The organism is Phormidium sp. FACHB-592 (genome assembly GCF_014695795.1).
Lineage (GTDB): Bacteria > Cyanobacteriota > Cyanobacteriia > Leptolyngbyales > Leptolyngbyaceae > Stenomitos.
The window spans coordinates 434,375-452,971 of the sequence record NZ_JACJOZ010000074.1; the positions used below are offsets into that span (position 1 = coordinate 434,375).

The 18,597-nt window shown below is 50.1% G+C and carries 36 protein-coding genes; 33 read left to right on the top strand and 3 right to left on the bottom strand.

Annotated elements, in window-relative coordinates:
- The first annotated feature begins 1 nt into the window (after window position 1).
- From H6F86_RS21070 to H6F86_RS21095, 5 genes are all read left to right on the top strand, one after another.
- Window positions 2-196 (top strand): hypothetical protein, encoded by a 195-nt coding sequence (locus H6F86_RS21070; protein WP_190450776.1) that lies wholly within the window; start codon window positions 2-4, stop codon window positions 194-196.
- Between the two features lie 90 nt (window positions 197-286).
- Window positions 287-637 carry a hypothetical protein gene (locus H6F86_RS21075; RefSeq protein ID WP_190450778.1) on the top strand — a complete coding sequence of 117 codons (351 nt, stop codon included), beginning with the start codon at window positions 287-289 and terminating at the stop codon, window positions 635-637.
- Between the two features lie 71 nt (window positions 638-708).
- Complete coding sequence (locus tag H6F86_RS21080) at window positions 709-879, top strand: hypothetical protein (RefSeq protein WP_190450781.1); 171 nt, start codon at window positions 709-711, stop codon at window positions 877-879.
- A gap of 61 nt (window positions 880-940) precedes the next feature.
- On the top strand, window positions 941-1,252 hold the full coding sequence (locus H6F86_RS21085) for a hypothetical protein (protein WP_190450782.1): 312 nt from the start codon (window positions 941-943) through the stop codon (window positions 1,250-1,252).
- A 600-nt stretch (window positions 1,253-1,852) separates the two neighbouring features.
- Window positions 1,853-3,037: a hypothetical protein gene (locus tag H6F86_RS21095; RefSeq protein WP_190450787.1), complete on the top strand. Its 1,185-nt coding sequence runs from the start codon at window positions 1,853-1,855 to the stop codon at window positions 3,035-3,037.
- A 4-nt stretch (window positions 3,038-3,041) separates the two neighbouring features.
- On the opposite strand, the gene H6F86_RS21100 is transcribed toward H6F86_RS21095, so the two are convergent.
- On the bottom strand, window positions 3,042-3,734 hold the full coding sequence (locus H6F86_RS21100) for a hypothetical protein (RefSeq protein ID WP_190450789.1): 693 nt from the start codon (window positions 3,732-3,734) through the stop codon (window positions 3,042-3,044).
- Between the two features lie 205 nt (window positions 3,735-3,939).
- On the opposite strand from H6F86_RS21100, the gene H6F86_RS21105 reads away from it, so the two are divergent.
- The 12 genes from H6F86_RS21105 (at window position 3,940) to H6F86_RS32905 (ending at window position 8,760) form a co-directional block, all read left to right on the top strand.
- Complete coding sequence (locus H6F86_RS21105) at window positions 3,940-4,125, top strand: hypothetical protein (RefSeq protein WP_190450791.1); 186 nt, start codon at window positions 3,940-3,942, stop codon at window positions 4,123-4,125.
- 69 nt (window positions 4,126-4,194) lie between these two features.
- Window positions 4,195-4,581, top strand: coding sequence for a hypothetical protein (locus tag H6F86_RS21110; protein WP_190450793.1), 387 nt, complete (start codon window positions 4,195-4,197; stop codon window positions 4,579-4,581).
- Window positions 4,578-4,991: a hypothetical protein gene (locus H6F86_RS21115; RefSeq protein WP_190450794.1), complete on the top strand. Its 414-nt coding sequence runs from the start codon at window positions 4,578-4,580 to the stop codon at window positions 4,989-4,991. Before H6F86_RS21110 ends, H6F86_RS21115 begins: the two co-directional genes overlap by 4 nt.
- Window positions 4,988-5,110, top strand: a complete 123-nt coding sequence (locus H6F86_RS32900; RefSeq protein WP_277881693.1) for a hypothetical protein — start codon at window positions 4,988-4,990, stop codon at window positions 5,108-5,110. The genes H6F86_RS21115 and H6F86_RS32900 overlap by 4 nt, the downstream gene beginning before the upstream one ends.
- Window positions 5,098-6,183 carry a hypothetical protein gene (locus H6F86_RS21120; RefSeq protein ID WP_190450797.1) on the top strand — a complete coding sequence of 362 codons (1,086 nt, stop codon included), beginning with the start codon at window positions 5,098-5,100 and terminating at the stop codon, window positions 6,181-6,183. The genes H6F86_RS32900 and H6F86_RS21120 overlap by 13 nt, the downstream gene beginning before the upstream one ends.
- Window positions 6,180-6,878: a hypothetical protein gene (locus tag H6F86_RS21125; protein ID WP_190450800.1), complete on the top strand. Its 699-nt coding sequence runs from the start codon at window positions 6,180-6,182 to the stop codon at window positions 6,876-6,878. The genes H6F86_RS21120 and H6F86_RS21125 overlap by 4 nt, the downstream gene beginning before the upstream one ends.
- Window positions 6,878-7,366, top strand: coding sequence for a hypothetical protein (locus H6F86_RS21130; protein ID WP_190450803.1), 489 nt, complete (start codon window positions 6,878-6,880; stop codon window positions 7,364-7,366). The genes H6F86_RS21125 and H6F86_RS21130 overlap by 1 nt, the downstream gene beginning before the upstream one ends.
- Before the next feature lie 40 nt (window positions 7,367-7,406).
- A complete protein-coding gene (locus H6F86_RS21135) occupies window positions 7,407-7,625 on the top strand; it encodes a hypothetical protein (protein ID WP_190450806.1) in 219 nt (72 codons plus the stop codon).
- Complete coding sequence (locus H6F86_RS21140; protein WP_190450808.1) at window positions 7,622-8,032, top strand: hypothetical protein; 411 nt, start codon at window positions 7,622-7,624, stop codon at window positions 8,030-8,032. Before H6F86_RS21135 ends, H6F86_RS21140 begins: the two co-directional genes overlap by 4 nt.
- Window positions 8,032-8,364 carry a hypothetical protein gene (locus H6F86_RS21145; RefSeq protein ID WP_190450810.1) on the top strand — a complete coding sequence of 111 codons (333 nt, stop codon included), beginning with the start codon at window positions 8,032-8,034 and terminating at the stop codon, window positions 8,362-8,364. The genes H6F86_RS21140 and H6F86_RS21145 overlap by 1 nt, the downstream gene beginning before the upstream one ends.
- Window positions 8,365-8,368: 4 nt before the next feature.
- Window positions 8,369-8,665 carry a hypothetical protein gene (locus tag H6F86_RS21150; protein WP_190450812.1) on the top strand — a complete coding sequence of 99 codons (297 nt, stop codon included), beginning with the start codon at window positions 8,369-8,371 and terminating at the stop codon, window positions 8,663-8,665.
- Window positions 8,632-8,760, top strand: coding sequence for a hypothetical protein (locus tag H6F86_RS32905; RefSeq protein WP_277881694.1), 129 nt, complete (start codon window positions 8,632-8,634; stop codon window positions 8,758-8,760). Before H6F86_RS21150 ends, H6F86_RS32905 begins: the two co-directional genes overlap by 34 nt.
- On the opposite strand, the gene H6F86_RS21155 is transcribed toward H6F86_RS32905, so the two are convergent.
- Complete coding sequence (locus tag H6F86_RS21155) at window positions 8,757-9,014, bottom strand: hypothetical protein (protein ID WP_190450814.1); 258 nt, start codon at window positions 9,012-9,014, stop codon at window positions 8,757-8,759. The genes H6F86_RS32905 and H6F86_RS21155 overlap by 4 nt on opposite strands.
- Before the next feature lie 28 nt (window positions 9,015-9,042).
- Window positions 9,043-9,291 carry a helix-turn-helix transcriptional regulator gene (locus H6F86_RS21160; RefSeq protein ID WP_190450817.1) on the bottom strand — a complete coding sequence of 83 codons (249 nt, stop codon included), beginning with the start codon at window positions 9,289-9,291 and terminating at the stop codon, window positions 9,043-9,045.
- Between the two features lie 60 nt (window positions 9,292-9,351).
- Between H6F86_RS21160 and H6F86_RS21165 the strand changes: the two genes are divergently transcribed.
- The 16 genes from H6F86_RS21165 (at window position 9,352) to H6F86_RS21240 (ending at window position 18,590) form a co-directional block, all read left to right on the top strand.
- A complete protein-coding gene (locus H6F86_RS21165; protein WP_190450819.1) occupies window positions 9,352-9,864 on the top strand; it encodes a hypothetical protein in 513 nt (170 codons plus the stop codon).
- Window positions 9,865-9,932: 68 nt separating this feature from the next.
- Window positions 9,933-11,330 carry a hypothetical protein gene (locus H6F86_RS21170; RefSeq protein WP_190450820.1) on the top strand — a complete coding sequence of 466 codons (1,398 nt, stop codon included), beginning with the start codon at window positions 9,933-9,935 and terminating at the stop codon, window positions 11,328-11,330.
- Between the two features lie 67 nt (window positions 11,331-11,397).
- Window positions 11,398-11,706: a hypothetical protein gene (locus H6F86_RS21175; RefSeq protein ID WP_190450822.1), complete on the top strand. Its 309-nt coding sequence runs from the start codon at window positions 11,398-11,400 to the stop codon at window positions 11,704-11,706.
- A 183-nt stretch (window positions 11,707-11,889) separates the two neighbouring features.
- Window positions 11,890-12,972: a helix-turn-helix domain-containing protein gene (locus H6F86_RS21180; protein ID WP_190450824.1), complete on the top strand. Its 1,083-nt coding sequence runs from the start codon at window positions 11,890-11,892 to the stop codon at window positions 12,970-12,972.
- Window positions 12,959-14,323 carry a replicative DNA helicase gene (gene dnaB, locus H6F86_RS21185; RefSeq protein ID WP_347240820.1) on the top strand — a complete coding sequence of 455 codons (1,365 nt, stop codon included), beginning with the start codon at window positions 12,959-12,961 and terminating at the stop codon, window positions 14,321-14,323. Before H6F86_RS21180 ends, dnaB begins: the two co-directional genes overlap by 14 nt.
- Window positions 14,316-14,528 (top strand): hypothetical protein, encoded by a 213-nt coding sequence (locus H6F86_RS21190; RefSeq protein ID WP_190450826.1) that lies wholly within the window; start codon window positions 14,316-14,318, stop codon window positions 14,526-14,528. Before dnaB ends, H6F86_RS21190 begins: the two co-directional genes overlap by 8 nt.
- Window positions 14,525-14,758, top strand: coding sequence for a hypothetical protein (locus H6F86_RS21195; RefSeq protein ID WP_190450831.1), 234 nt, complete (start codon window positions 14,525-14,527; stop codon window positions 14,756-14,758). Before H6F86_RS21190 ends, H6F86_RS21195 begins: the two co-directional genes overlap by 4 nt.
- Entirely contained in the window at window positions 14,755-15,030 is a 276-nt protein-coding gene (locus H6F86_RS21200; RefSeq protein ID WP_190450833.1) for a hypothetical protein, read from the top strand. Before H6F86_RS21195 ends, H6F86_RS21200 begins: the two co-directional genes overlap by 4 nt.
- A 354-nt stretch (window positions 15,031-15,384) precedes the next feature.
- Window positions 15,385-15,765 (top strand): hypothetical protein, encoded by a 381-nt coding sequence (locus H6F86_RS21205; protein ID WP_190450835.1) that lies wholly within the window; start codon window positions 15,385-15,387, stop codon window positions 15,763-15,765.
- Window positions 15,762-15,977, top strand: a complete 216-nt coding sequence (locus H6F86_RS21210; RefSeq protein ID WP_190450838.1) for a hypothetical protein — start codon at window positions 15,762-15,764, stop codon at window positions 15,975-15,977. The genes H6F86_RS21205 and H6F86_RS21210 overlap by 4 nt, the downstream gene beginning before the upstream one ends.
- A gap of 75 nt (window positions 15,978-16,052) precedes the next feature.
- Window positions 16,053-16,340, top strand: a complete 288-nt coding sequence (locus tag H6F86_RS21215) for a hypothetical protein (protein ID WP_190450840.1) — start codon at window positions 16,053-16,055, stop codon at window positions 16,338-16,340.
- Window positions 16,337-16,867 carry a hypothetical protein gene (locus tag H6F86_RS21220; RefSeq protein WP_190450842.1) on the top strand — a complete coding sequence of 177 codons (531 nt, stop codon included), beginning with the start codon at window positions 16,337-16,339 and terminating at the stop codon, window positions 16,865-16,867. The genes H6F86_RS21215 and H6F86_RS21220 overlap by 4 nt, the downstream gene beginning before the upstream one ends.
- 2 nt (window positions 16,868-16,869) lie before the next feature.
- Entirely contained in the window at window positions 16,870-17,202 is a 333-nt protein-coding gene (locus H6F86_RS21225) for a hypothetical protein (protein WP_190450844.1), read from the top strand.
- The gene (thyX, locus tag H6F86_RS21230) at window positions 17,189-18,007 is read left to right on the top strand and encodes an FAD-dependent thymidylate synthase (protein ID WP_190450851.1); all 819 of its coding nucleotides are present in this window, start codon (window positions 17,189-17,191) and stop codon (window positions 18,005-18,007) included. Before H6F86_RS21225 ends, thyX begins: the two co-directional genes overlap by 14 nt.
- A complete protein-coding gene (locus H6F86_RS21235; protein ID WP_190450853.1) occupies window positions 18,004-18,273 on the top strand; it encodes a hypothetical protein in 270 nt (89 codons plus the stop codon). The genes thyX and H6F86_RS21235 overlap by 4 nt, the downstream gene beginning before the upstream one ends.
- Before the next feature lie 5 nt (window positions 18,274-18,278).
- Complete coding sequence (locus tag H6F86_RS21240; RefSeq protein ID WP_190450855.1) at window positions 18,279-18,590, top strand: hypothetical protein; 312 nt, start codon at window positions 18,279-18,281, stop codon at window positions 18,588-18,590.
- Window positions 18,591-18,597: the final 7 nt, after the last annotated feature.

The following is an 18,597-nucleotide window of genomic DNA, read 5'->3' on the forward strand; positions in this document are numbered from 1 at the left end:
CATGAAGCGAACCAAGCGACAAGCAACGATCGAAGTTTTGAAAAGAGCTATTACAGGCTGTGATAGCCAAGTGTCTGCTTTAACTGGCTTCGATGACCAGTTGGCACGTGAGACGAAAGAGTTAAAAAAAGCGTTAACCAACCGTTTAACGAAGCTCTTGATTGCAGAAAACAAAACAAGCGAAGCAAGTCAATAGACCGCACATTCCCAAAACAGAAAGCGCTGCCCCTCCCGCGAAGAAAAAGCAGCGCCCTCACAAAAGTCCCATTACTGGAACCCCTCAATCATGTCACACAACCGTACCGTTAAACTTGCTCTCGCTAGTGCTGCCATTACAGGCACGATCGCCACTGCCACTGTCGCCACAATCGCTAGTATCTTCCTGTCTGCCAACTGCGCCCAAGCAGGCAGATGTGGTGAATGTTACAACACTGGCAGACCTGGCATAAATGTCTGGGACGGCAGAGTGTCAGACTGTAAGCCCTGTGCGAAACGGGCTAGCGCTGCTAACTTTACCCCTGAGAAGACGATTGGCGGACCGAAGCGTACAGAACCAGGGTCAAGCAGAAATGCAAACCGTGATGGCATCCCTGGACCGAGAACGCCGAAGAAGGGAGATGTTAGCCGGATCGTTTAAGGAATAGCGCGATCGCCTCACTCGCAGAAGAAAGTTGAGGCAACCACACACATCAACCCCCCTGAGTCGTCATGTACAACGCCCACATCTACCTGAAAGATTGCGAGAAATGGCTTTACCCCTTAATCCAAGCAGCTAGCTGGACAGAAGCACAACTCATTGCAGAGGCGATCGCGCTTTGCCACGGTGCCAGTATTGAAAGTCCACAAAAAGCAGTGTACGCACTGCAACTTCAGGCTTAGTAAGCCTAATCGGTCAGTCGTGTGTTCCCAACTTTAAGTCAACAACTATTGAGGTGATGCTATGCAACCACAAGCAATTAATGATGTCAATCTGGTTTTTCCAACAAGTGTCAGCAGCTTAATGCCACCGTATGCGGAGATACCAGATGAGTACAGAAACAGACGCAGCCCGTATGCCGATCTGACCTCGGAGTGGTTCTTTTCAGGGTTGAGTGAGAACAAAATCAAAGCTAAACCTGGCATTGATGAAGACTCAGCCTTGCGCCATCTGTCTACAATCATGCGATCGTTTGAGCCAAAGCACGAACACAAGATCGCAGCCGTAGCTTATCTGATGAGTCAGTGGTTCGACATTGTGGAGGTTTCATCCTAAAGCTCGTCGGGGTCAATTCGGTCAAACGCCCAAATAAGTTCTTCTAGCGTTGCCTCATAAGCTCTCATCATCTTTTTAACCTCGTGCAACTTAAGAGAAGGAGATCTTCTGCCCGTCTCCCAGTCACTCAAAGTACTGGGCTGCTTGCCTATCTCTACAGCTATTTCAAACTGAGTTTTGTTGACTCGATCACGCAGTTCGCGTGGAGATAATCTGCGCTGCACCATACAATAAAACCTATCCGCGCTTTCACATTGGATTGCGCGAATACCCCCATAAACGTCAGAACCCTCAAGAACACAGCTTCCCGGCACGTTCCTTGAGGGTTTTGGCTTATTATCTCACCGACAGCACAAAAGACGATCACACCCCGCACCCCGCAGCAACTAGGGCGATCTCGCCTCCTTTTTTTGCCAGTAAATGCTTTTGTTCAGCAGCGCACAAAGTGCAAAATCGTTAAAATAATTTGAATCCAATCTGTGCAGAAACACGTATCAGTAAAGAGTCTTCAGCTTTCACCGATCAGAAAAATAAATTTTCGTTTACGAAGTTCAAAAGTAGTCTGGAGCACTTAAGGTTAAGGAGTCAGGCTTCAGTTTAGTGTTAAGCAAGTTGCCCACGATCGCCCGTTTCTTTGCATGGCGATCTGCTACCCCCAGCACAAAAATGCTTGTTGACTTTCCGCTCGGTTGCCCTCCCTTTGGCGTGTTCGATCGCAACGGTACTTATCTAATCAGTGGTAATGCTGCTGTACTTGGTATTGACGATAAGACTGTGATTGGTCAAAGCGTCTTGCAGTTCATGAGCCTAGAAGATTGGGAATGCTTGCTCGCCCGCTTAGATGCAGGCGAAGAAGTATTGGACTATCCGCTTAAAGTGCAAACGCCGATCGGTGAAATCTTAGAGCAAACCGACTGGCTGGCTGATTGTGGGCTGATTATTGCTAGCGCTAGTCGGATTGAATTGCTGGAACCTGCTAAAGTGATGAGCATCACAGGCAGCGTTGATGAAAGTACTGATAAGCTTATAAAGCTAGGGCACAATAACAGTGCAGCGCACCGTGGTTCCCCTGAAAGTCTTGCCCCCATGACAAATAGTTTTACAGTTAGCGCTCAAGATCAAGCCGTACTGCAATGGCTCAGTGTAGCCGGAGAACCGCAAAAGCTAAAAGTTGAGTGGCGTCAACACGAAATTACCGTAGTCTGCGGCGATCGATTGCAGGCAGGCGAACTCTTGTTTAATCTCAACACGCTTCTACCAACAAACTTAAAGTGGGTCAAAATTTATGTGGGGAGAAGTTTTTATAAAAGCTTCTCCCTTGATAAGGTGAGGGTGCAAGCAATACCGACAAACACCATGATAGCAATTGAGACTATGCCCTCAACATGGGCGAAGCAAAATCTAAACGTTTTCAAAGCGACACCAGGCACCGTAGCAATGCTCAGCACCAAACCTGGTTACAACTACCTTGCTTTGAAACCTGAACTAACAGAAGGACGGTTGAATAAGCCCATCTCTGATTTGATCGGTAAGCCTCTACGGACGATCGACAAAGACTTGTGGTTGCCACGCGAACGAGCGATCGAGCAAGTGATTGCCACTGGTGAGAATGAGACTTACTTCTACGAACATTTCTGGGAAGGTCTAACGTGGCGGTTCAAATGTACCGTAGCGCTAGCGTCTCCTGATGAAGTGATGACCATCGTAGAAGACAACGATCAGGATGAGCGATCGGTCTGGCAGAAAATTTGGTGGCGTAACCGACTTGCAACCGCTAACAGCTAACAACCTAGTTTAAGGAATCAGCTAGCCCCTTGTGACACCAGGGGGCTATTTTGTGTGCAATCATGTCGTCTGTCCATTCGTCGCCCGTAATCTGACGCAGAGCAACGGAGAGAGCTGCGCAACCGCAAAAATCAGGCTCAGCTTCGCCATTCATAAACGCTTGTAACTGAGCTTCATGACCGTCTGCAAAGTCAGCCAATACCCTCGATTGACCTTCTTCAACCGTCAAGTTTGCACGAGCAAAAGCATCCGCTAACAAAGCTGGCAAGGATTCATAAGGCATAGCATGATCATCCACATAAGAATCTGATTTTACAGTGACGATCGTTCCAGATTTTTGAGTGACATGAGACTTCAGTAATTCGGCGCAAATTTGTAGCGCTTCAGCCACAATCTCGATCGGAGCTTGCCTTAACGCCTGTAGATTGAACTCCCCCAGGCTTTCTTTTGCCTCGTCGCCGTTCAGCCATTTTCTAACCTGCTCTTTAGTCTGCTTGCGATAAGCGGCAATCTTCTCAAGCGAATCCTCCTGTAATCCGTGGCGACCAACTTTCTGGTTTGCCCACTTTCGCACGGCTTCAGAAGAGATGCGATCGCCAGAAGCAGCGCTGATTCTGTGCGCCAGTTCAGCGTAACCGCCGACAGCTTCTGCTTCCGACTCCACCCACTGACTCAGCGTGTCCAAGTAACTTTGCATTTGTCAAACGCATTTTCAGTATTCAACACAACGCTAACATCAGAATTGTATAAAGTTGCGTACTAGCGTTGCCAACTAGAGTTGTTTTGTGGTTGTATGAAGGAGTCGGTCACTTGCTTGTGGTCGTTACTAAGACGTTTCCCATGCCCCCTGTCTCTACCAGGGGTTTTTCAGAAATCTATCTGTGACAAACATCACAAAGACTATGGCTACAGCAACAAAAATTGTCGAAAACGAAATCAAAGCGTTGCTCAACCAGGGTCTATCCCCTTACCAGGTTGAGGCGCGCCTGACCGTCGCTTATGGGTTTCGGGTAATGAGTGCCCGTAACATTTACCGCTTGAAGCCTTTGCTGTTGAGCGAAGCGGTGCAACAACAGACCGCAGCTTAGAAAAATTGAACGCCGGAATGGTACTCCGGCTATAGCCTAAATCGCCCTGTCAACGGCAGGACTCAGCTAATGAACAATGTAACAGATACGCAGACATCAGAAGACATCGAACTGCTGCCAGTGTTTGAAAAGTGGGCAGCATTAGAACCCGATCGCTGTAGCGTTAGTAGGTTTGACGACGGGCAAGTTTTCACGCTCAGTTTGGACGGCAATGCTGTTGCCTGGTATCTGCTTCCTAGCGCTTTAAGAGTAATGGAAAAGGCTGTTCTTCAAGCCTGCCTGCAAGAAGCGATCGCTGCACATGGTTGGCTCTACAAGATTGAAAACGCTACGGACGGGCAGCATTACGTTCAAGTATTGAAGCCAAAAAACCATGCGTACTTTACAGGGCAGCACGCTGAACCAGCGACCGCACTTCTCCTTGCCTACCTTCAGGCGCTGGAGGTAGCAGCATGAAAGTCACCACCTACGAATGCTGGGTACAAAAGTGGGAAGGCTCCGAGATGGGGTCCAAGATGCAGTACACCAGGCAGAAATTGACACAGGCAAAAGCTGAGTTTTGCAGGATGGTTAATGAGCACCATGAAGTTGCCCTTACTGATATTCGAGCTAAATCGCTGCGCTGCGTCATTGATTCGTCGGAAGTGAGACGGATAGCTAAATACCGCAATGTGCCTTTTGTATGCAATGGGATGCGTTGTGAAGTTGGCAGCAAGATGGGGCGCATTGTTGGTGCGGGTGGCGGGGGTGCGTACCTCCAAGTGCAATACGACGATGGGGACGTTTTTTACTTTCACCCTCAAGGCGATCGCTGTCGCTTTTTTGATGAAGCAGGCAATGAAATTGTGCGAGAGGCAGCAGCATGAACCAACAGCAAACGCCACGGCAGCAACTTGAAGCGCGGTTAGCGGCAGCAGCGAAGCAGTTGTTACTTGCCAAGCGGCAGGAGAGGCAACAGCAAGGGGGCGATCGATGCAACGCCTAGTCTCTCTGGTCAACTCCGCTTACATCGGCAGCAAGCTCAATCACGACGATGTGCCGCTCGATGAATCTTTCATAGTGCTACTGGAGCAATTTGCAGGCAGCGGCGGTAGTTTAATGCGTTACCTACAACGATCGTCCTACGCCGACAAAGTAAAGCATATCGTTGTAGCTGACGCTGACCCTTGCATTCGAGCGCTGTGGCAAGCCTGGGCAGATGATGCGCTCAGAGCAGCAATGGTCGCACTGATTGAGGAAATGCAGAGAGAAGCGATCGCGCCTCTAGCAGTTGCTTTCCAGTCCTATTTCAAAGCTGATTGGTTGCCACTGAAATCTATTGAGTGGTTACTGTTGCAAGCCAAGCTACTCAAGTACTGCAAGAACTTCACCAAAGAAAAGCACAATCAAGGGCGCATTCAAACCCCTGATCTGTTGTGGCAATGGTGGAAAGTATGGCGCAGTCAGTACGACTCAATCATCAGTAATGAGTCTGCCTATAACACTGAGTTCAAAGCAGCATTCGGTGTCGTGTTCCGATGGCTAGCGCAATCGTCGATCGTGCGTACCAGTGGCAGTGGTGCCAATAATTCAGCACTGGGATGGCAAGAACGTCTAGAGAAGACTTGCAACAAGGTCTACCAATCCCCTTACCTGCCAACCGGTTGCAAGGTAGCTGTGTTTGATGATTGGGCAACGGCGACGGCATACGCTGCCACGCTCAGAGGTCGCAAACTAGCGATCAGTGATCCACCCTATTGGCAACCGTCAGACGGCATCAAGTTAAACCCGTCTTATCACTACCATGCGCCGCACTCTGATAGTGAGTTTTGGATGGCGGTTAATTCAGTCACGCAGGCGCGTCGAGTGTGCGATCGGGTGGTTGCCTACAACTATCGATCGCCAGCGCTAGAGCAAGCTTTTGCAGATAGTTGGGCGGTGGAAGATTTGGGCATCTTGGCACGGATTGGTTGCGGGACTGGTTTAGAAGGGGGCAGCAATCACCAGGGGCAAGGCAATGAGTATTGCTGGTCATGGCAGAAACCGCGGCAGCTTAGTTTGTTGGAGGTGGCGGCGTGAAAACATCTACTTGCCCAAACTGCGATCGCCAATTCACTTACACCAGACCCCGCAAGTTCTGCAATCGACGTTGTGCTGCCACGGTTAGCGCTCAAGTGCGCGGCATGGTGGCATGGGAAGCCGATGCAGACTTTTATCTTGAAAAAGTCGCAGGCACCTTGCCTTTGTCTGATTTAGTCAAGCGCTTTAACAACACTGCAAAGAGAAAGGGTTGGGCGCAACGGTCAGAAACGGCAATCAAAGTAAGGCTGAAACGCTTAGGACTATCTTGCAAAGCATCCTTCGACAACTTCAGCACCATTGAACTAGCAAGAACTTTGAATATCAAACGAGATCGGGCTGAACTCTGGATTGAAAAAGGTTTGCTGCCCTACCGCAAAGTAACCCGCAACGTTGGAGCCATCCGAGCAGCTGACTTCAGAGCCTTTGCTGAACAGCACTGGCAAAAATTGGCTGAAGTCGATTTAGAGGGTTTGGCATGGCTTGGTGTTAAGCCAGAACTGATTGAAGCGATCGCTGCTTTACCACCTTGTAAACATGGAAAGCCGATGCCAGTTCGCCGCACTGATACTGGCGAAGTTTTTCACAGCATCAAGGAAGCTTCCAGAAAGTGTTACGTCGATCGCACTGGCATCAGGCTCTCGGTTGAAGAGAATCGCCCAGTTTCAGGCATTAAGTGGGAGGTAGCAGCGTAATGGGAGAAGCCAAACGCCGCCGCGGATCCACAGCCACAGCGATCGCCACTCAAACGTACACGCTCAATCTGTACGACGCTGCCCACTGCCCGATCGTCTCTATCCCAATGCCAATCAGAGCACGATCGAAGCCCCTCACCACTGACACCAACGCCACAGGCATGGCAGGCGCAATCATCTACTACCTTGCCAATCCCACCGACTACTTCTGGCAAGAAATGGAAGCGGCGATCGGACGGTATTGCGCCCGTCTCGTTGCCATCCCCGACCTGGAGACGATACAGGAGTGGGCAGCAGTGATGCCTAAGTCTTTCTGGGGCAACATCACCCGACCTGATGGCGTATTGGTGCAGTACAGGGACAAAGACCGAGGACCGTTAGGCGATGTGGTGATGGAGAGTCAGCTTGGGGTGGCTCCAGAGGCTGAGGGTGCCAGGAGTGAAGCGCGATCGCACGTATCTTTTACCCAAATGTTGAGGGCGAACTAATGGATAAAGCAGCGGCAATGAGATTAAAAAAGGCGACCTAGTGAAGCGTCAAACCTATGAATCGTTCAAGGTGCGTCCGTGGTCGGGCACAGTAACTTTCGATCCGAAACCAGGAAAGAACTACGAACCTGGAACGCTCGTGTATCAGCGATCGGGCAGTACTGCCAATTACATCGACGTGTTGATTGGCAAAAACACCGAAGAGAAAAGCATTGGGACGATGGAGTTAGTTGAAGCAGTACAGGAGCAAGCAGCGTGATAAGACAAAGAGCTAATCAGTGGATTACAACTGGCGAAGTTGGGACAAGCTCTAAAACAATTTGGGCTGTACTGACAGGCACGATCTCAGAACAAGGGCGATCGTGCGGCATAAATTTTGACACTCCTTCTGACGCTGACGATTTCAGTCGTTGCTACAAGCTGCTGCAACTCATACCGGAATGGAGAACACGACTGCCAGAGGTAGCAGAAGTCTTCCCTAAGTGGTTGCCCATTGTTGAAATGTGGGACGACCTCACAATCCTGTATGAAGACAAGCAATGGGAGGGAATTTATGAACGTCTTGATGCCGTGCGCGATCGGTGCATGGAGTTAGACGGATGGGAGAAGACAGGCAAGGGTAGCTACACACGCAAAAAGACCACAGTACAGGAGCAAGCAGCGTAATGGTACAAACTTTAGAACTACTACCAACCAAAGAATATGAAGCGGTCAAGGCTGGCACTCTCAGCAAGTCAAACCTGATCGAGTTATGGGATTTAGGGCTGATCAACGCCACCGGCTACATTGCTGCTGCGCTGCTGATGGAAGGAGACGATCGCGACTTAGACATCGAAGCCTTCTGCCTGCGGTGGCGTGGCGTACCCGACCACCAAACGAACAAGGTCAAAACGGTTAAGCCCAAACAGGTCAAGTTGGCGCTGATTGCGCTGGAAGAAAAAGGCGCGATCGAAGTGCCTGATAAACCGATTCAGCTACGTCTGAACTTTGGAGGGTAACGCAGTGAACCACAACAAGTGCGACACCCTGCACCATCCCACCACGGTACCCATCAATGAAGGCGGTACATCGATCGTTGTTTGCTCCCGTTGTTATCTCACCCTCACCCCATCTGACCCCATGAGACTATCACCGCCACCCATTCCAACGCTAAAGCCTGCCCCACCGCTAACCGGGCAGACAGACAGAGTGATTCTATTCAACCGTCGAGTATTGCGCGATCGCCTCTCACCGCGCATCTCACGTCACCGCACAGCGCCAAGACAGTGGCTCAAACTGTTTCCGGTGGACTGCGCTTAGACTTGCCGCGATCGCTGGGGCAATCGGCGATCGCATTCCTACTGGGCAGTGGCTTCGATTTGCTCCACAAGCCACTGCCGCGCTTTTGCCCTTAAATTGCTGGATCAGGCATTTTCTCTGCCGCCGTTGCGCCCAGATTCAAAACGCGAACCGCCAATTTATCTTCGCCAGGCTCCCATTCTTGCACTTGGAGATCAACCTGATCAGGTGCAATGCAGTAAATGCCCATGCCATCAGTCCGCATAAATCCGTGCTCTAGACTGCCGTTCACCTCACGCGGACCAAGGTAAACAACGTTACACCAACCCAAAATCTTGTAGTGCCGATCTTCTATTAGCTCAAGACTCATGATTACTACTCCTATAGCAAACAAATATTTAACTGGCAGCAGTCTCGTCGTCTGGACTCCATACCAAAAACTCTCCTGGTTGCTGCTTGTAGAAACGGCAAACAGCATCAAGCACTTCACCGCCAGGTACGTAATCAGGATTGTTGTAGAGCTTGTAAGCCGTATCGCGTGCCAATCCTGTCAACTTCCAAAAACGGTAGGCGCTCGTCTTGTCTTTACCAGTGACAGGATCAGGGGTTTTGTCCAGAAATTCTTTTACCCGATTACGCACAGCCATACTCCAAAAAACTTCTCCTATATCTTATACCCTGAATTGCAGAATGTCTATATTGACAGAATGCCTAGAATAGCGGAATATAGAGATACGGAAAAAGCAACGGCTAAACACCGCTGCCAATCTGCACTCAAGCCACTGCTGCAAGTTTTCTCAGGACATTCAGCAGTGGCGACCCTAGCTAGCTATCAACCAACTACGGATACCGCAATTATGGCACCCACACAGACAGCAGTTCAAGCGATCGCCCTTCAGCTTCCTCCTCACTTCACCTGGCTCGACTCTGGTAGCTCTGACGGTCAGCGCGAGTGCATCAACTACTTGATGGTCGATAGCAGCACCAAAACCTACGACATCTCCTGGCAACGTCGCGGCGGTCGTCCTCACTTCTTGGGTCAAGTTCAGCCAACGGGTAGCCAGTGGTGCGTGACCTATGTAGGACGCAACCGACTACAGAGCGGTGAAAGTTTCATCTTCGATACGGCAGTACAAGCGGCTGAGTACCTCTACAAAGAGTGGAGCGATGTCAGAGAAGCACGCAACCGTCAAGCAGTGAAAGAGCTGTACGCTGCCTAGTTTTCCTTTCTCAGTTGACGTGGGCGGCACCTGTCGCCCTTTCCTAATCCTCTAGCTGGACAGAAGCGATGGTTATTTTAGGCAAGACAGACCGAGCGACGGCAGAAGAAAAGATCAACCTTGACGTGATTGGTCGCGTCTGGGTTGGTGCAGAGAAGTCAGACAACAGTGCTGGCAAAACGCTGAACGACAAGTTCCGCATTGAGTGCAACGATCGCACACGCGAAAAGTTCATCGAACACTACGGCACAGACAGACCCGACAAGCTCAACATCTTTCTGCCCTATGCCACTCCTGACGAATGCTTTGATACGTGGTACGAGTCATACACAGCACAAGGGTTTCAGCATCGGTGCAACGGTCAACGGATTGTGCAGAAGATGTGCCAGATCCCCTACAAAGGGCTGAAGGGTGAGCAGAAGTATTCGTTTGAACGACAGAACGTAGACGAGCCTTGCTTGAAAGGTAACGAACCTGAATGCGCCACTTGTGGCAAAGGTACAGGTCGATTCTTCTTCTACGTCCGTGAGCTTTACGCAGGGGGCATGGGTGCTACCAAAGCGTGGATGATGAGCATTTCTGGTGCTCACAACCTAACAGGATTGCATTCGCAATTATGCGCTTTATACAAACAGTATGGAGCGCTAGATTCTAGCCCTGTACCTTCTCCCTGGACGTTTGGTTTCATTCCCTACACGCTCACAAGAGTAGAGAAGAAAATCATGCGTCCAAATCAAGAAAAGGGCACTGTAAACGGCAAGACAGTTTACAACCAAACAGGTACACGATCGAAGGGTTCCTATTGGGCACTCTCGCTATCAGAAGATCCTGAATGGCTGTCAACATTGCAGCGTTTCATGGCTTTCAAAGAAGTACAAAGACTGGGTGGTAGTGCCGAAGCGATCGCGCTGATCGGTGGCGATGTGCCCATGCTGCAAGGCTATCAAGAATCTTCCATCTGGGGTCAGACCGAGCGCAGCATCAGAAACGCTACCAACACAAGACAGATTGCAGCCGCGATCGATGTTGTCCGTGATGAGGTTTCACAGGGCAATCTACCAACAGCAGCGCTAGAGTCGGCTGAGTCTTTAGGTAATAGTTTTGTTGCCGTTGATAAGCCTAGAGCAAAACCGAAGAAGCAGGCGATCGCTACTGAAGAACCAACCGTTAGCGAAGCCGATCTAACCTTTCTCAGAACAGTTGATAACTCGCTCAACAAAGCAGAATCAGTCGAACAAGTAGCGAAACTGCAAGAGTGGTTGCGCCTGCCAAAGCAAGCCAAGTTTCTTGCCTCTAGCTCAGCCGTTGAAGCTCAGGTGATGCAGCTAGTGCGCGATCGTATTCTCGCACTTGGCTCCGTCAAAACTGCTGTGCCTGAAGTGGAAGAGTCGGCGATTCAACCTGAAGTGCTGACCGATTTCGAAGAAGACGAATACCCAGAATTTGACACCGAGGATGGCATCTAAGCCACGCTAACCCCTTTCAGGTAGTCTGATACGTTTTCACAATTTACAACGAGAGAAAAACAGACGCATGGCTATTAACGGCGAAACCAGCATTGTTTACGACTACGAGATCAAACAAGTTCGCATCCAGAGCGATCGCGACGGAGTGATCAACGGCATCCTTCGACGCTTAGGCACTCAAGAAGGTGTTGTGCATAGTGGTCGATTCCTGACCATCCCAATGCACCTTTGCCGCAATCCTTCGCTCATCGTGAAGCTGCTCAACCCCGACGAACGGCAGGCAATGAGCGACGAACAAAAAGCTGCTCTACGACTGGCAGGGAAGCCGGAAGCTGAAGCGATCGACGCTGAACCGGATGAAGACGAAGCTGCTTAAAAATCGAAGCCGCTGTGCCCACCCTAGGAAAGTTTGCACAGCGGCTAGTTCACATCATGAACCAGAAGGATTATTTCAGATGAATGCTACGCGCTACAAGACGAACGCCTGTACACATTCCAACCTTAACACGCCTGTCAACGTTGCTCAACAGGGGCGACACACCTCACTGGAGGTGGCGTAATGAGTACCACAAACGCACGCGACGAAAGAGATTTAGGCGCATTTATCCCATCAAACCTTGACGACTACGGCTTAGACCCTTTTGAGTTCAGAGTCTACAGTCATATCGCCAGACGCGCCGGATCAGGTGAATGCTGGGAGTCAATCAACAATATTGCCGCCTGTTGCAACATGAACGTCAAGACAGCACGCAAAGCGATCGCTGTCTTGACGGCGGCAAGATTAATTTGGCAATCAACGAGGAAGGGTACAACCAACTCGATCACACTGTCCAGTTCTAAGCATTGGGTAGACTCAAATCTTCTAGGTCAGATACGTGCAAAGCTGACCCCTACCAAATCAGGTAGTACCAAATCAGGTACCCCACCCCTACCAGATCAGGACTTTACCCCTACCAGATCAGGTACCCCACCCCTACCAGATCAGGTACCCAAAGGTATTCCCTCTAAGGTACTCCCAGAAGTTTCTCCCTTTAAGGGCGAAAACGAAAACGAGAGAGAAATCAACGCTTCGCTACAAGAACCGGAAGTAAGCCCTAAACTACCCGCTCTACCTGTTAATCAGGAAGACTCTAGCGCTCCGAGCAACACTAGCTTGAGGGCAAATTATTCCGCCGCCCGAAAAACTTTCACGGAAGAAAATATTGAAGCGCCTGAGTGGGCAATGCATGAAGCCCCCTGGCACGCAAGCCTTATCAAGTACCAGGAGTCAATGCTTCAAGCGGTCGCAGATGTTTCCCCGAAATGGGAAGGCATCAAGCTTCTGGACGGCTCCAGAAATGACCACGCGATCGCCAAGTATCTCCGCAAGCTAGAAAACTCAGGAGCGAATAACTTCGGACCGAATTCGATCAAAGCCCGTGCCGACTTGTTGGGTTATTGGGATCAGGCGCAAAAGACGGAGTCACGTAGGCGTCAAGCCGAAGAACTGCGAACGACTACCGCACCAGTCCCCACGGAATCAAGACCAGGCTATTACAGCCCCTATGCACCGATCGACCTTGAGCAGGCGCGACGAGGCAAAGAGATCGCTTTAGCGGCAATGGCAAGAGCGAAGGAGGAACTGCAACGTGCAGGAGCTTAAAGCCGACAGCAACTTAATCCGCTTGCAGGATCGGATGTTGCCAAACAACCTTGATGCCGAGATGGATGTGCTAGGTGGCTGCTTGATGGACCCGAACGCGATCGAGCGTATTGCAGACCACTTACCTGCTGAAGCGTTCTACTTAGCCGCTCACCGCAACATCTACCGCGCGATCGTCGCTCTCCACGCAGACAATAAGCCGACCGACCTAATGGGCGTTTATAGCTGGCTGGTAGATAACGAACTGCTTGAGAAGGTGGGTGGCAAAGCCAAGCTAGTTGAGTTGATTGATAACAGCGTGAGTGCTGTCAATATCGACTTACACGCTGCCCTAGTGGTTGAAAAGTACAACCGCCGCCGTCTGATTCTGGTAGGCAATGCGATCGCTCAACTCGGTCTGGAGTCTGCCACATCTTTGAGCGAAGTCTGTGACCAGGCAGAACAAAAGCTATTTGAGGTGACGCAGCAGCAGCAAGGCTCTCAAGCGATACCTGCTAGCGAGATTGTGGGACCCGTTTTCCACGACCTTGTAGAACGATCGGAAGGCGTAAAGCAACCAGGCTTAACTTGCGGCTTCTACGACTTGGACGCAATGACGCAAGGCTTCCAGCGCTCTGACCTGATCATCCTGGCAGGCAGGGCATCGATGGGGAAAACTGCCTTTGCGCTCAACATTGCCGAAAACGTAGCCACGCAACACCAACTACCAGTGCTGATCTTCAGCATGGAGATGGATCGTGAGCAGCTAATCGGTCGCCTGATGTCGTCTAACTCACGGATCGAATTGGGGCGTATGCGATCTGGTCGATTGGTCGATCAGGACTGGAGCGCTCTGGGCTTGACGGTCAGCAAGATTGCCAATATGCCGCTGTTCATTGATGACAAGTTTGGTGCCAGCGTTTCACATATGCGATCGACTGCTCGGCGGCTGCAAGCAGAGGCGGGGCAGCTTGGCATGATTCTAGTTGACTACCTGGGCTTAGTCGAAGGTGGCGGCGAGAACCGTGTGCAGGAGCTATCCAAAATTACTCGCGCCTTGAAAGGTTTGGCACGCGAGTTGAAGGTGCCAGTGATTGTCCTGTCGCAGTTGAACCGCGCTGTAGAGCAACGCCAAGATAAGCGCCCAATGATGTCAGACCTACGTGAGAGCGGGTCGATTGAGCAGGATGCCGATGTCGTGATGCTGCTTTATAGACCTGAATATTACGACTCCAACACGCCCGATCGCGGTATTGCCGAAGTGATTATTGCCAAAGCTCGGAACGGACCAACGGGCACAGTCAAGCTTTTGTTCGAGAACCAATTTACTCAATTCAGAAACCTAGCAACACCATCGAGGGCTTATGAATAACTGCGTTTGGTGCCTTCAAGCTGTTGATCCGCTAGAGGCGATCGCCCTTGAGACTTCGCTCCTGGTTTACGGCAAAAAGCGATCGTATGACCTTCTCTACCACCCTGACTGCTACTCACTGCTGCAAGAACATCAAAGCCAGGTGATCCGCAGAAGCGGCAGACCCGCATTGCACCGCATCAAGCAACAAAAGGTTTCAACATGACTAACAGCGACGAACTCCGTAGAACAAACATCGCCCGCATTCGTGGCGGCTTGCATGACATGGACCTAACACTGCGATCGCCACAGGTTGAAACGTGGGTGAAGAAAGCTTTAGAACTCAACGGGTTAAATCAGCCGATCGCCGTTGCCTCGTTACCTGACGAAGCGCTGGCAGCAATGGCAAACAAGATTGAACAGCAGTTATTGAAACGGGAAGGGTTAGCAGCATGAACCCTTTTGACGCAGAAATTGAACTCGCTGTTTACCGTGCCTTCCTCCGACTGCCAAGCGATCGCCTGCCTCAAACGCCTTTCATGCTCAACAGTTGGACCCGCGTTAACAACGATCGCTGGTTTGAAGTCCTCAAAGCCGAAGTTCTCACAGCTTGTGAGTACCTCGAAGGCAGGCGTGATCAACCGCAACCGAGGCAAAGGACAGGGGCATTGCTCAGAGTCTTGCAACAACTGAAGCCTCTGATTAGCGCTAAGGACTTTGCCGCATGACCAACCACAAAGGACCAGTCCCACCCGGCACGCCCTGCCCCAACTGCAAAAGCCTTCAGCGTGTCCTCAAGGAAATCCAACTCAACCTCACACAAGAGCGATGCGGCAACTGCAACAGGTATCTACTCGGCTTAACGCTACCAGTCAAACTCAAAGCCGCAAAGAAAGCTAGCAAGGATGACTGAATCAAACATCACCGCATTTGCCAGATTTCGCCACAGCAAGGCATCTCATACAGCAATCGCGCTGTTCTCATCATTCAAGCATTTAGAGAGGGCTTAGAGCCGTGATGACGCAATTTACTATTTCACTTCCACCGACACTCAACGAGCAGATCAATCAGGCTCGCACTCATTGGACAAAGAGCGCCAGTGGTCAAAGTTGGTTTCTCAAGCCGCGATCGGCGTTCAGTTCCCTGGTGATGTGTGGATCACCCTCGATTACGTCCTCCAACGTTTCAACAGTCGTGACTGGGATAACACGGTGGCAAGCGCGAAATTCATCCTTGACGGGTTGAAAGATGCAGGCGTGATTGTTGATGACAATTTCAGCGTTGTGCAGGCAGTTACCCCTTTCTTTCGTCCAGCACTGAAAGTTGGCAAAACACTGGAGCCAGAAAAGGTCGTGGTCACAGTGAGCGATCGCCCCTTGTGTGAAATCATCCGCCTGCCTGTCGTGGTCGGTGCTGCTACTCAAACCATTCGCGCTAATTCAAGTATCGGGGGTGCCGCATGAACGAACCACTTAACGAAACAGCTCAACGCCACATACAAGGCGAACTTTCAGACCGTGAAAAACTGTACTACGCCGCACAGGGTCGCTTGTATGCCGCAACCTGCAAACAGCTAGAAGATCCACTGCCAGCCGCTTTTACCGAATCTGAAGACGGATACATTGCACTTGCCATTCAACTGCAAGCCGCGCAAGAAGACCGACAAAAGCAATAGCCGATCGCACACGAAAAAGCGATCGCGCCGACTACCAGCACGATCGCCCCATTAACCACTAACCGAGAAAGAACAATGTCGCACTTCAATACTACTCTCCCCGAACAATTGCCGCCCAAATTATTAGCACGGCTACGTGAGCCACAGCTAGCGTTTACGTATCGTCGCAGTCTGCCAGCCATGAAAGCGGCTGCGAGACTATTCGGCATTAAAACCAGAAACACAAACAATGATCCGCGCTGCGACTGGTACAACCTGACACTGCAAGCCCTAGACAACCACACCCCCGACTGGCGTGGCTACCTTTTGCCCGTCGAAGTTAAGACGATCGCTCAAGCCTTGCCGATGGAGGACGCAGCGTGAAAACCTTAGCTCAAACCAAAAAGCAAGCCTCAATCGATCGCGTCTTAGAGCAAATTGAAATCGCCAAAAACGAAGCGATCGCCTTTAACCAAAAGATGCCAAGTAAGCGTGACATCTGTTCGACGGCGGCAGTGTCTAACGACTTCTTCAGGCAAAACGGCTTACATAATCGACTCGCTTTAATTACCTACGATCGCGCTGCTGCCGAAGTGAGATTAGTCATGCCGAAACAAAAACGTACTTACAAAACTGCCAAGCGATCAACCGAGGAAGCCTTGCTCACAATTAAGCCAACTGTTGATAAGTCAAAGCCATCACCAGAGACACAGTTACTCGGTCATCTGCGGTGGCGCAAGGTGCCAATTAAAACTATTTCCCGCCTGCTGAACATACACAAAGACGAGGTTCAACCTTTGATTGACAAACTGCTGGAGAAAAAGCTGATTGTCGTGCATCATTCTGCTTTCGCCAAAGATGACAAAGACGATGAAATCTCACTGGCTAACCAACAGCAGAAGGCAGGGTGAAAATGTTTAATCAACCATCGCCCACACCAAACGATCGCACACATATTACTGACTTAGTGATACAAGACTTGTGCGATCGCAAAGCGTTAGGCATTGCCAGATACAAAACACCGCTACAACCATTTAACGGTAGAAATAGCCTGCAAGATGCTTACGAAGAATGCTTAGACCAGGCGCTTTATCTGCGGCAGTGGATGCAAGAAAAACACGAACTGATGGCAGCGTTAGATGGGCTGTTTTCTGCCACTACACAGATCGAAGGTCGGCAAGCGATTAGAAAAGTCGAGTCGGTTTACTTGAAGTTAACGAAGGGCGAGAACAATGCAAGCAGTTGAACAAAAAACAGATCCGCTATTCCGAGTCGCGGTAATTGCCAAAACTCCAAACCCTCAACAGTTGGTCTGGATATCAGCCCATCAATGTGTTTGTGAAGGAGCCGCGATCGATGATGCAGTACCGAGCGAAGAAGATGCTGGTATTTATGCTGTCAAACATTTGTTAGCTGGCGATCGTGGTCATTGGTCGCCATTAGAAGCACCGCAAATTAGCTTCAATGTGATTGGTTTCAACCACCGCACAATGCAGCAGATCACAAGGCATAGAATAGGCGTGCATTTCAGTGTTCAAAGCCTGCGATACACTAGCGAACGCTTTGTAGAAGTAGCTGCGATTATCCAGCAAGCCTTTGACAAAAGGGAGAAGCTTGCTGATGAGCAACTCGGTAGGGCAGTGTTTGAAAATAAGCACGTCCAAGAAGCGATCGAGCAGGTAATTTATCTCAGACCTGAAGGCGAATACAGCGATCGTGCTGGGCACAAATACTACTACGATGCTGCTGAGAGAATGTCTGACTTAACAGTGTGTGCAAGCAGTATTATCCGGTACGCCAATAAGCTTGAAGAAGGCTATTCAGAAGAACACGCTGCCGGACTTTTGCCGATGGATTGTAGGCAGCATTGGGTCATGTCTGCCAATGTTCGCAGCTTGTGCCACATCCTCGACCTTCGTTGGAAGGGAGATGCCCAAATTGAAGCACAAAGACTTTGCGATCTAATGTTTCCACACTTCAAAGAATGGGTGCCAGCGATCGCTGCGTACTACGAAAAAGCCCGTGCCAAAAAAGCAAGACTATCACCATGATCAGAACATCTACACCAGCAGAGTTGCAAGCCGCGATCGCCTGCACTTTGCGCCACAAACTACGCCTTGACACATTCAAAGGACTACAGCCTGAAGACAAACGACTGAACCTTGAAAGCGCTAAATCATTTCTTTGTAACGGCGACAGTTTGTTAACAGACAAAAGGGCGGTCATCACTTTTCTGGAAGTATTAGCCACTGACGCAGAAGAATCGGAAAGGGCGATCGCGCTCAATATTGTTGAGAACTGGAACACCTCACTTTAGAAACTATGCAAAAACTACAACAACTAGAAATTTGCCGTACAGCTACTTGCCAAGATCCAAACCTTGAAGCAGTAGTTGCTTGGACACAAGAGGGAAAAGCTTATTTGCTTGTTGAAAAACTAAAGCAGCCAGTTGCAAGCCATGAAGTTTACCTTTATGACGACTTGTGCTTTCACCCTATGCCGGAGCAGTCCGTTTTTCCAATCAGTTATAGAGGTAAACATTACTGGGCAATGCCTGGTGCAGTGCGATCGTATGAAGACGATTTGACTGCTAAAGAGCTTTTACAGATTGAGCAACAAGACACATCACTTTAGGTCACAC

Coding starts and splice junctions, on each gene's coding strand:
- thyX (WP_190450851.1), top strand. CDS start 17,189: ATGCAAGCAGTTGAACAAAAAACAGATCCGCTATTCCGAGTCGCGGTA.
- H6F86_RS21240 (WP_190450855.1), top strand. CDS start 18,279: ATGCAAAAACTACAACAACTAGAAATTTGCCGTACAGCTACTTGCCAA.
- H6F86_RS21235 (WP_190450853.1), top strand. CDS start 18,004: ATGATCAGAACATCTACACCAGCAGAGTTGCAAGCCGCGATCGCCTGC.
- H6F86_RS21110 (WP_190450793.1), top strand. CDS start 4,195: ATGAACAATGTAACAGATACGCAGACATCAGAAGACATCGAACTGCTG.
- H6F86_RS32900 (WP_277881693.1), top strand. CDS start 4,988: ATGAACCAACAGCAAACGCCACGGCAGCAACTTGAAGCGCGGTTAGCG.
- H6F86_RS21130 (WP_190450803.1), top strand. CDS start 6,878: ATGGGAGAAGCCAAACGCCGCCGCGGATCCACAGCCACAGCGATCGCC.
- H6F86_RS21200 (WP_190450833.1), top strand. CDS start 14,755: ATGAACCCTTTTGACGCAGAAATTGAACTCGCTGTTTACCGTGCCTTC.
- H6F86_RS21085 (WP_190450782.1), top strand. CDS start 941: ATGCAACCACAAGCAATTAATGATGTCAATCTGGTTTTTCCAACAAGT.
- H6F86_RS21105 (WP_190450791.1), top strand. CDS start 3,940: ATGGCTACAGCAACAAAAATTGTCGAAAACGAAATCAAAGCGTTGCTC.
- H6F86_RS21070 (WP_190450776.1), top strand. CDS start 2: ATGAAGCGAACCAAGCGACAAGCAACGATCGAAGTTTTGAAAAGAGCT.
- H6F86_RS21215 (WP_190450840.1), top strand. CDS start 16,053: ATGTCGCACTTCAATACTACTCTCCCCGAACAATTGCCGCCCAAATTA.
- H6F86_RS21170 (WP_190450820.1), top strand. CDS start 9,933: ATGGTTATTTTAGGCAAGACAGACCGAGCGACGGCAGAAGAAAAGATC.
- H6F86_RS21175 (WP_190450822.1), top strand. CDS start 11,398: ATGGCTATTAACGGCGAAACCAGCATTGTTTACGACTACGAGATCAAA.
- H6F86_RS21195 (WP_190450831.1), top strand. CDS start 14,525: ATGACTAACAGCGACGAACTCCGTAGAACAAACATCGCCCGCATTCGT.
- H6F86_RS21080 (WP_190450781.1), top strand. CDS start 709: ATGTACAACGCCCACATCTACCTGAAAGATTGCGAGAAATGGCTTTAC.
- H6F86_RS21145 (WP_190450810.1), top strand. CDS start 8,032: ATGGTACAAACTTTAGAACTACTACCAACCAAAGAATATGAAGCGGTC.
- H6F86_RS21075 (WP_190450778.1), top strand. CDS start 287: ATGTCACACAACCGTACCGTTAAACTTGCTCTCGCTAGTGCTGCCATT.
- H6F86_RS21165 (WP_190450819.1), top strand. CDS start 9,352: ATGCCTAGAATAGCGGAATATAGAGATACGGAAAAAGCAACGGCTAAA.
- H6F86_RS21180 (WP_190450824.1), top strand. CDS start 11,890: ATGAGTACCACAAACGCACGCGACGAAAGAGATTTAGGCGCATTTATC.
- H6F86_RS21155 (WP_190450814.1), bottom strand. CDS start 9,014: ATGAGTCTTGAGCTAATAGAAGATCGGCACTACAAGATTTTGGGTTGG.
- H6F86_RS21120 (WP_190450797.1), top strand. CDS start 5,098: ATGCAACGCCTAGTCTCTCTGGTCAACTCCGCTTACATCGGCAGCAAG.
- H6F86_RS21100 (WP_190450789.1), bottom strand. CDS start 3,734: ATGCAAAGTTACTTGGACACGCTGAGTCAGTGGGTGGAGTCGGAAGCA.
- H6F86_RS21190 (WP_190450826.1), top strand. CDS start 14,316: ATGAATAACTGCGTTTGGTGCCTTCAAGCTGTTGATCCGCTAGAGGCG.
- H6F86_RS21210 (WP_190450838.1), top strand. CDS start 15,762: ATGAACGAACCACTTAACGAAACAGCTCAACGCCACATACAAGGCGAA.
- H6F86_RS21225 (WP_190450844.1), top strand. CDS start 16,870: ATGTTTAATCAACCATCGCCCACACCAAACGATCGCACACATATTACT.
- H6F86_RS21115 (WP_190450794.1), top strand. CDS start 4,578: ATGAAAGTCACCACCTACGAATGCTGGGTACAAAAGTGGGAAGGCTCC.
- H6F86_RS21160 (WP_190450817.1), bottom strand. CDS start 9,291: ATGGCTGTGCGTAATCGGGTAAAAGAATTTCTGGACAAAACCCCTGAT.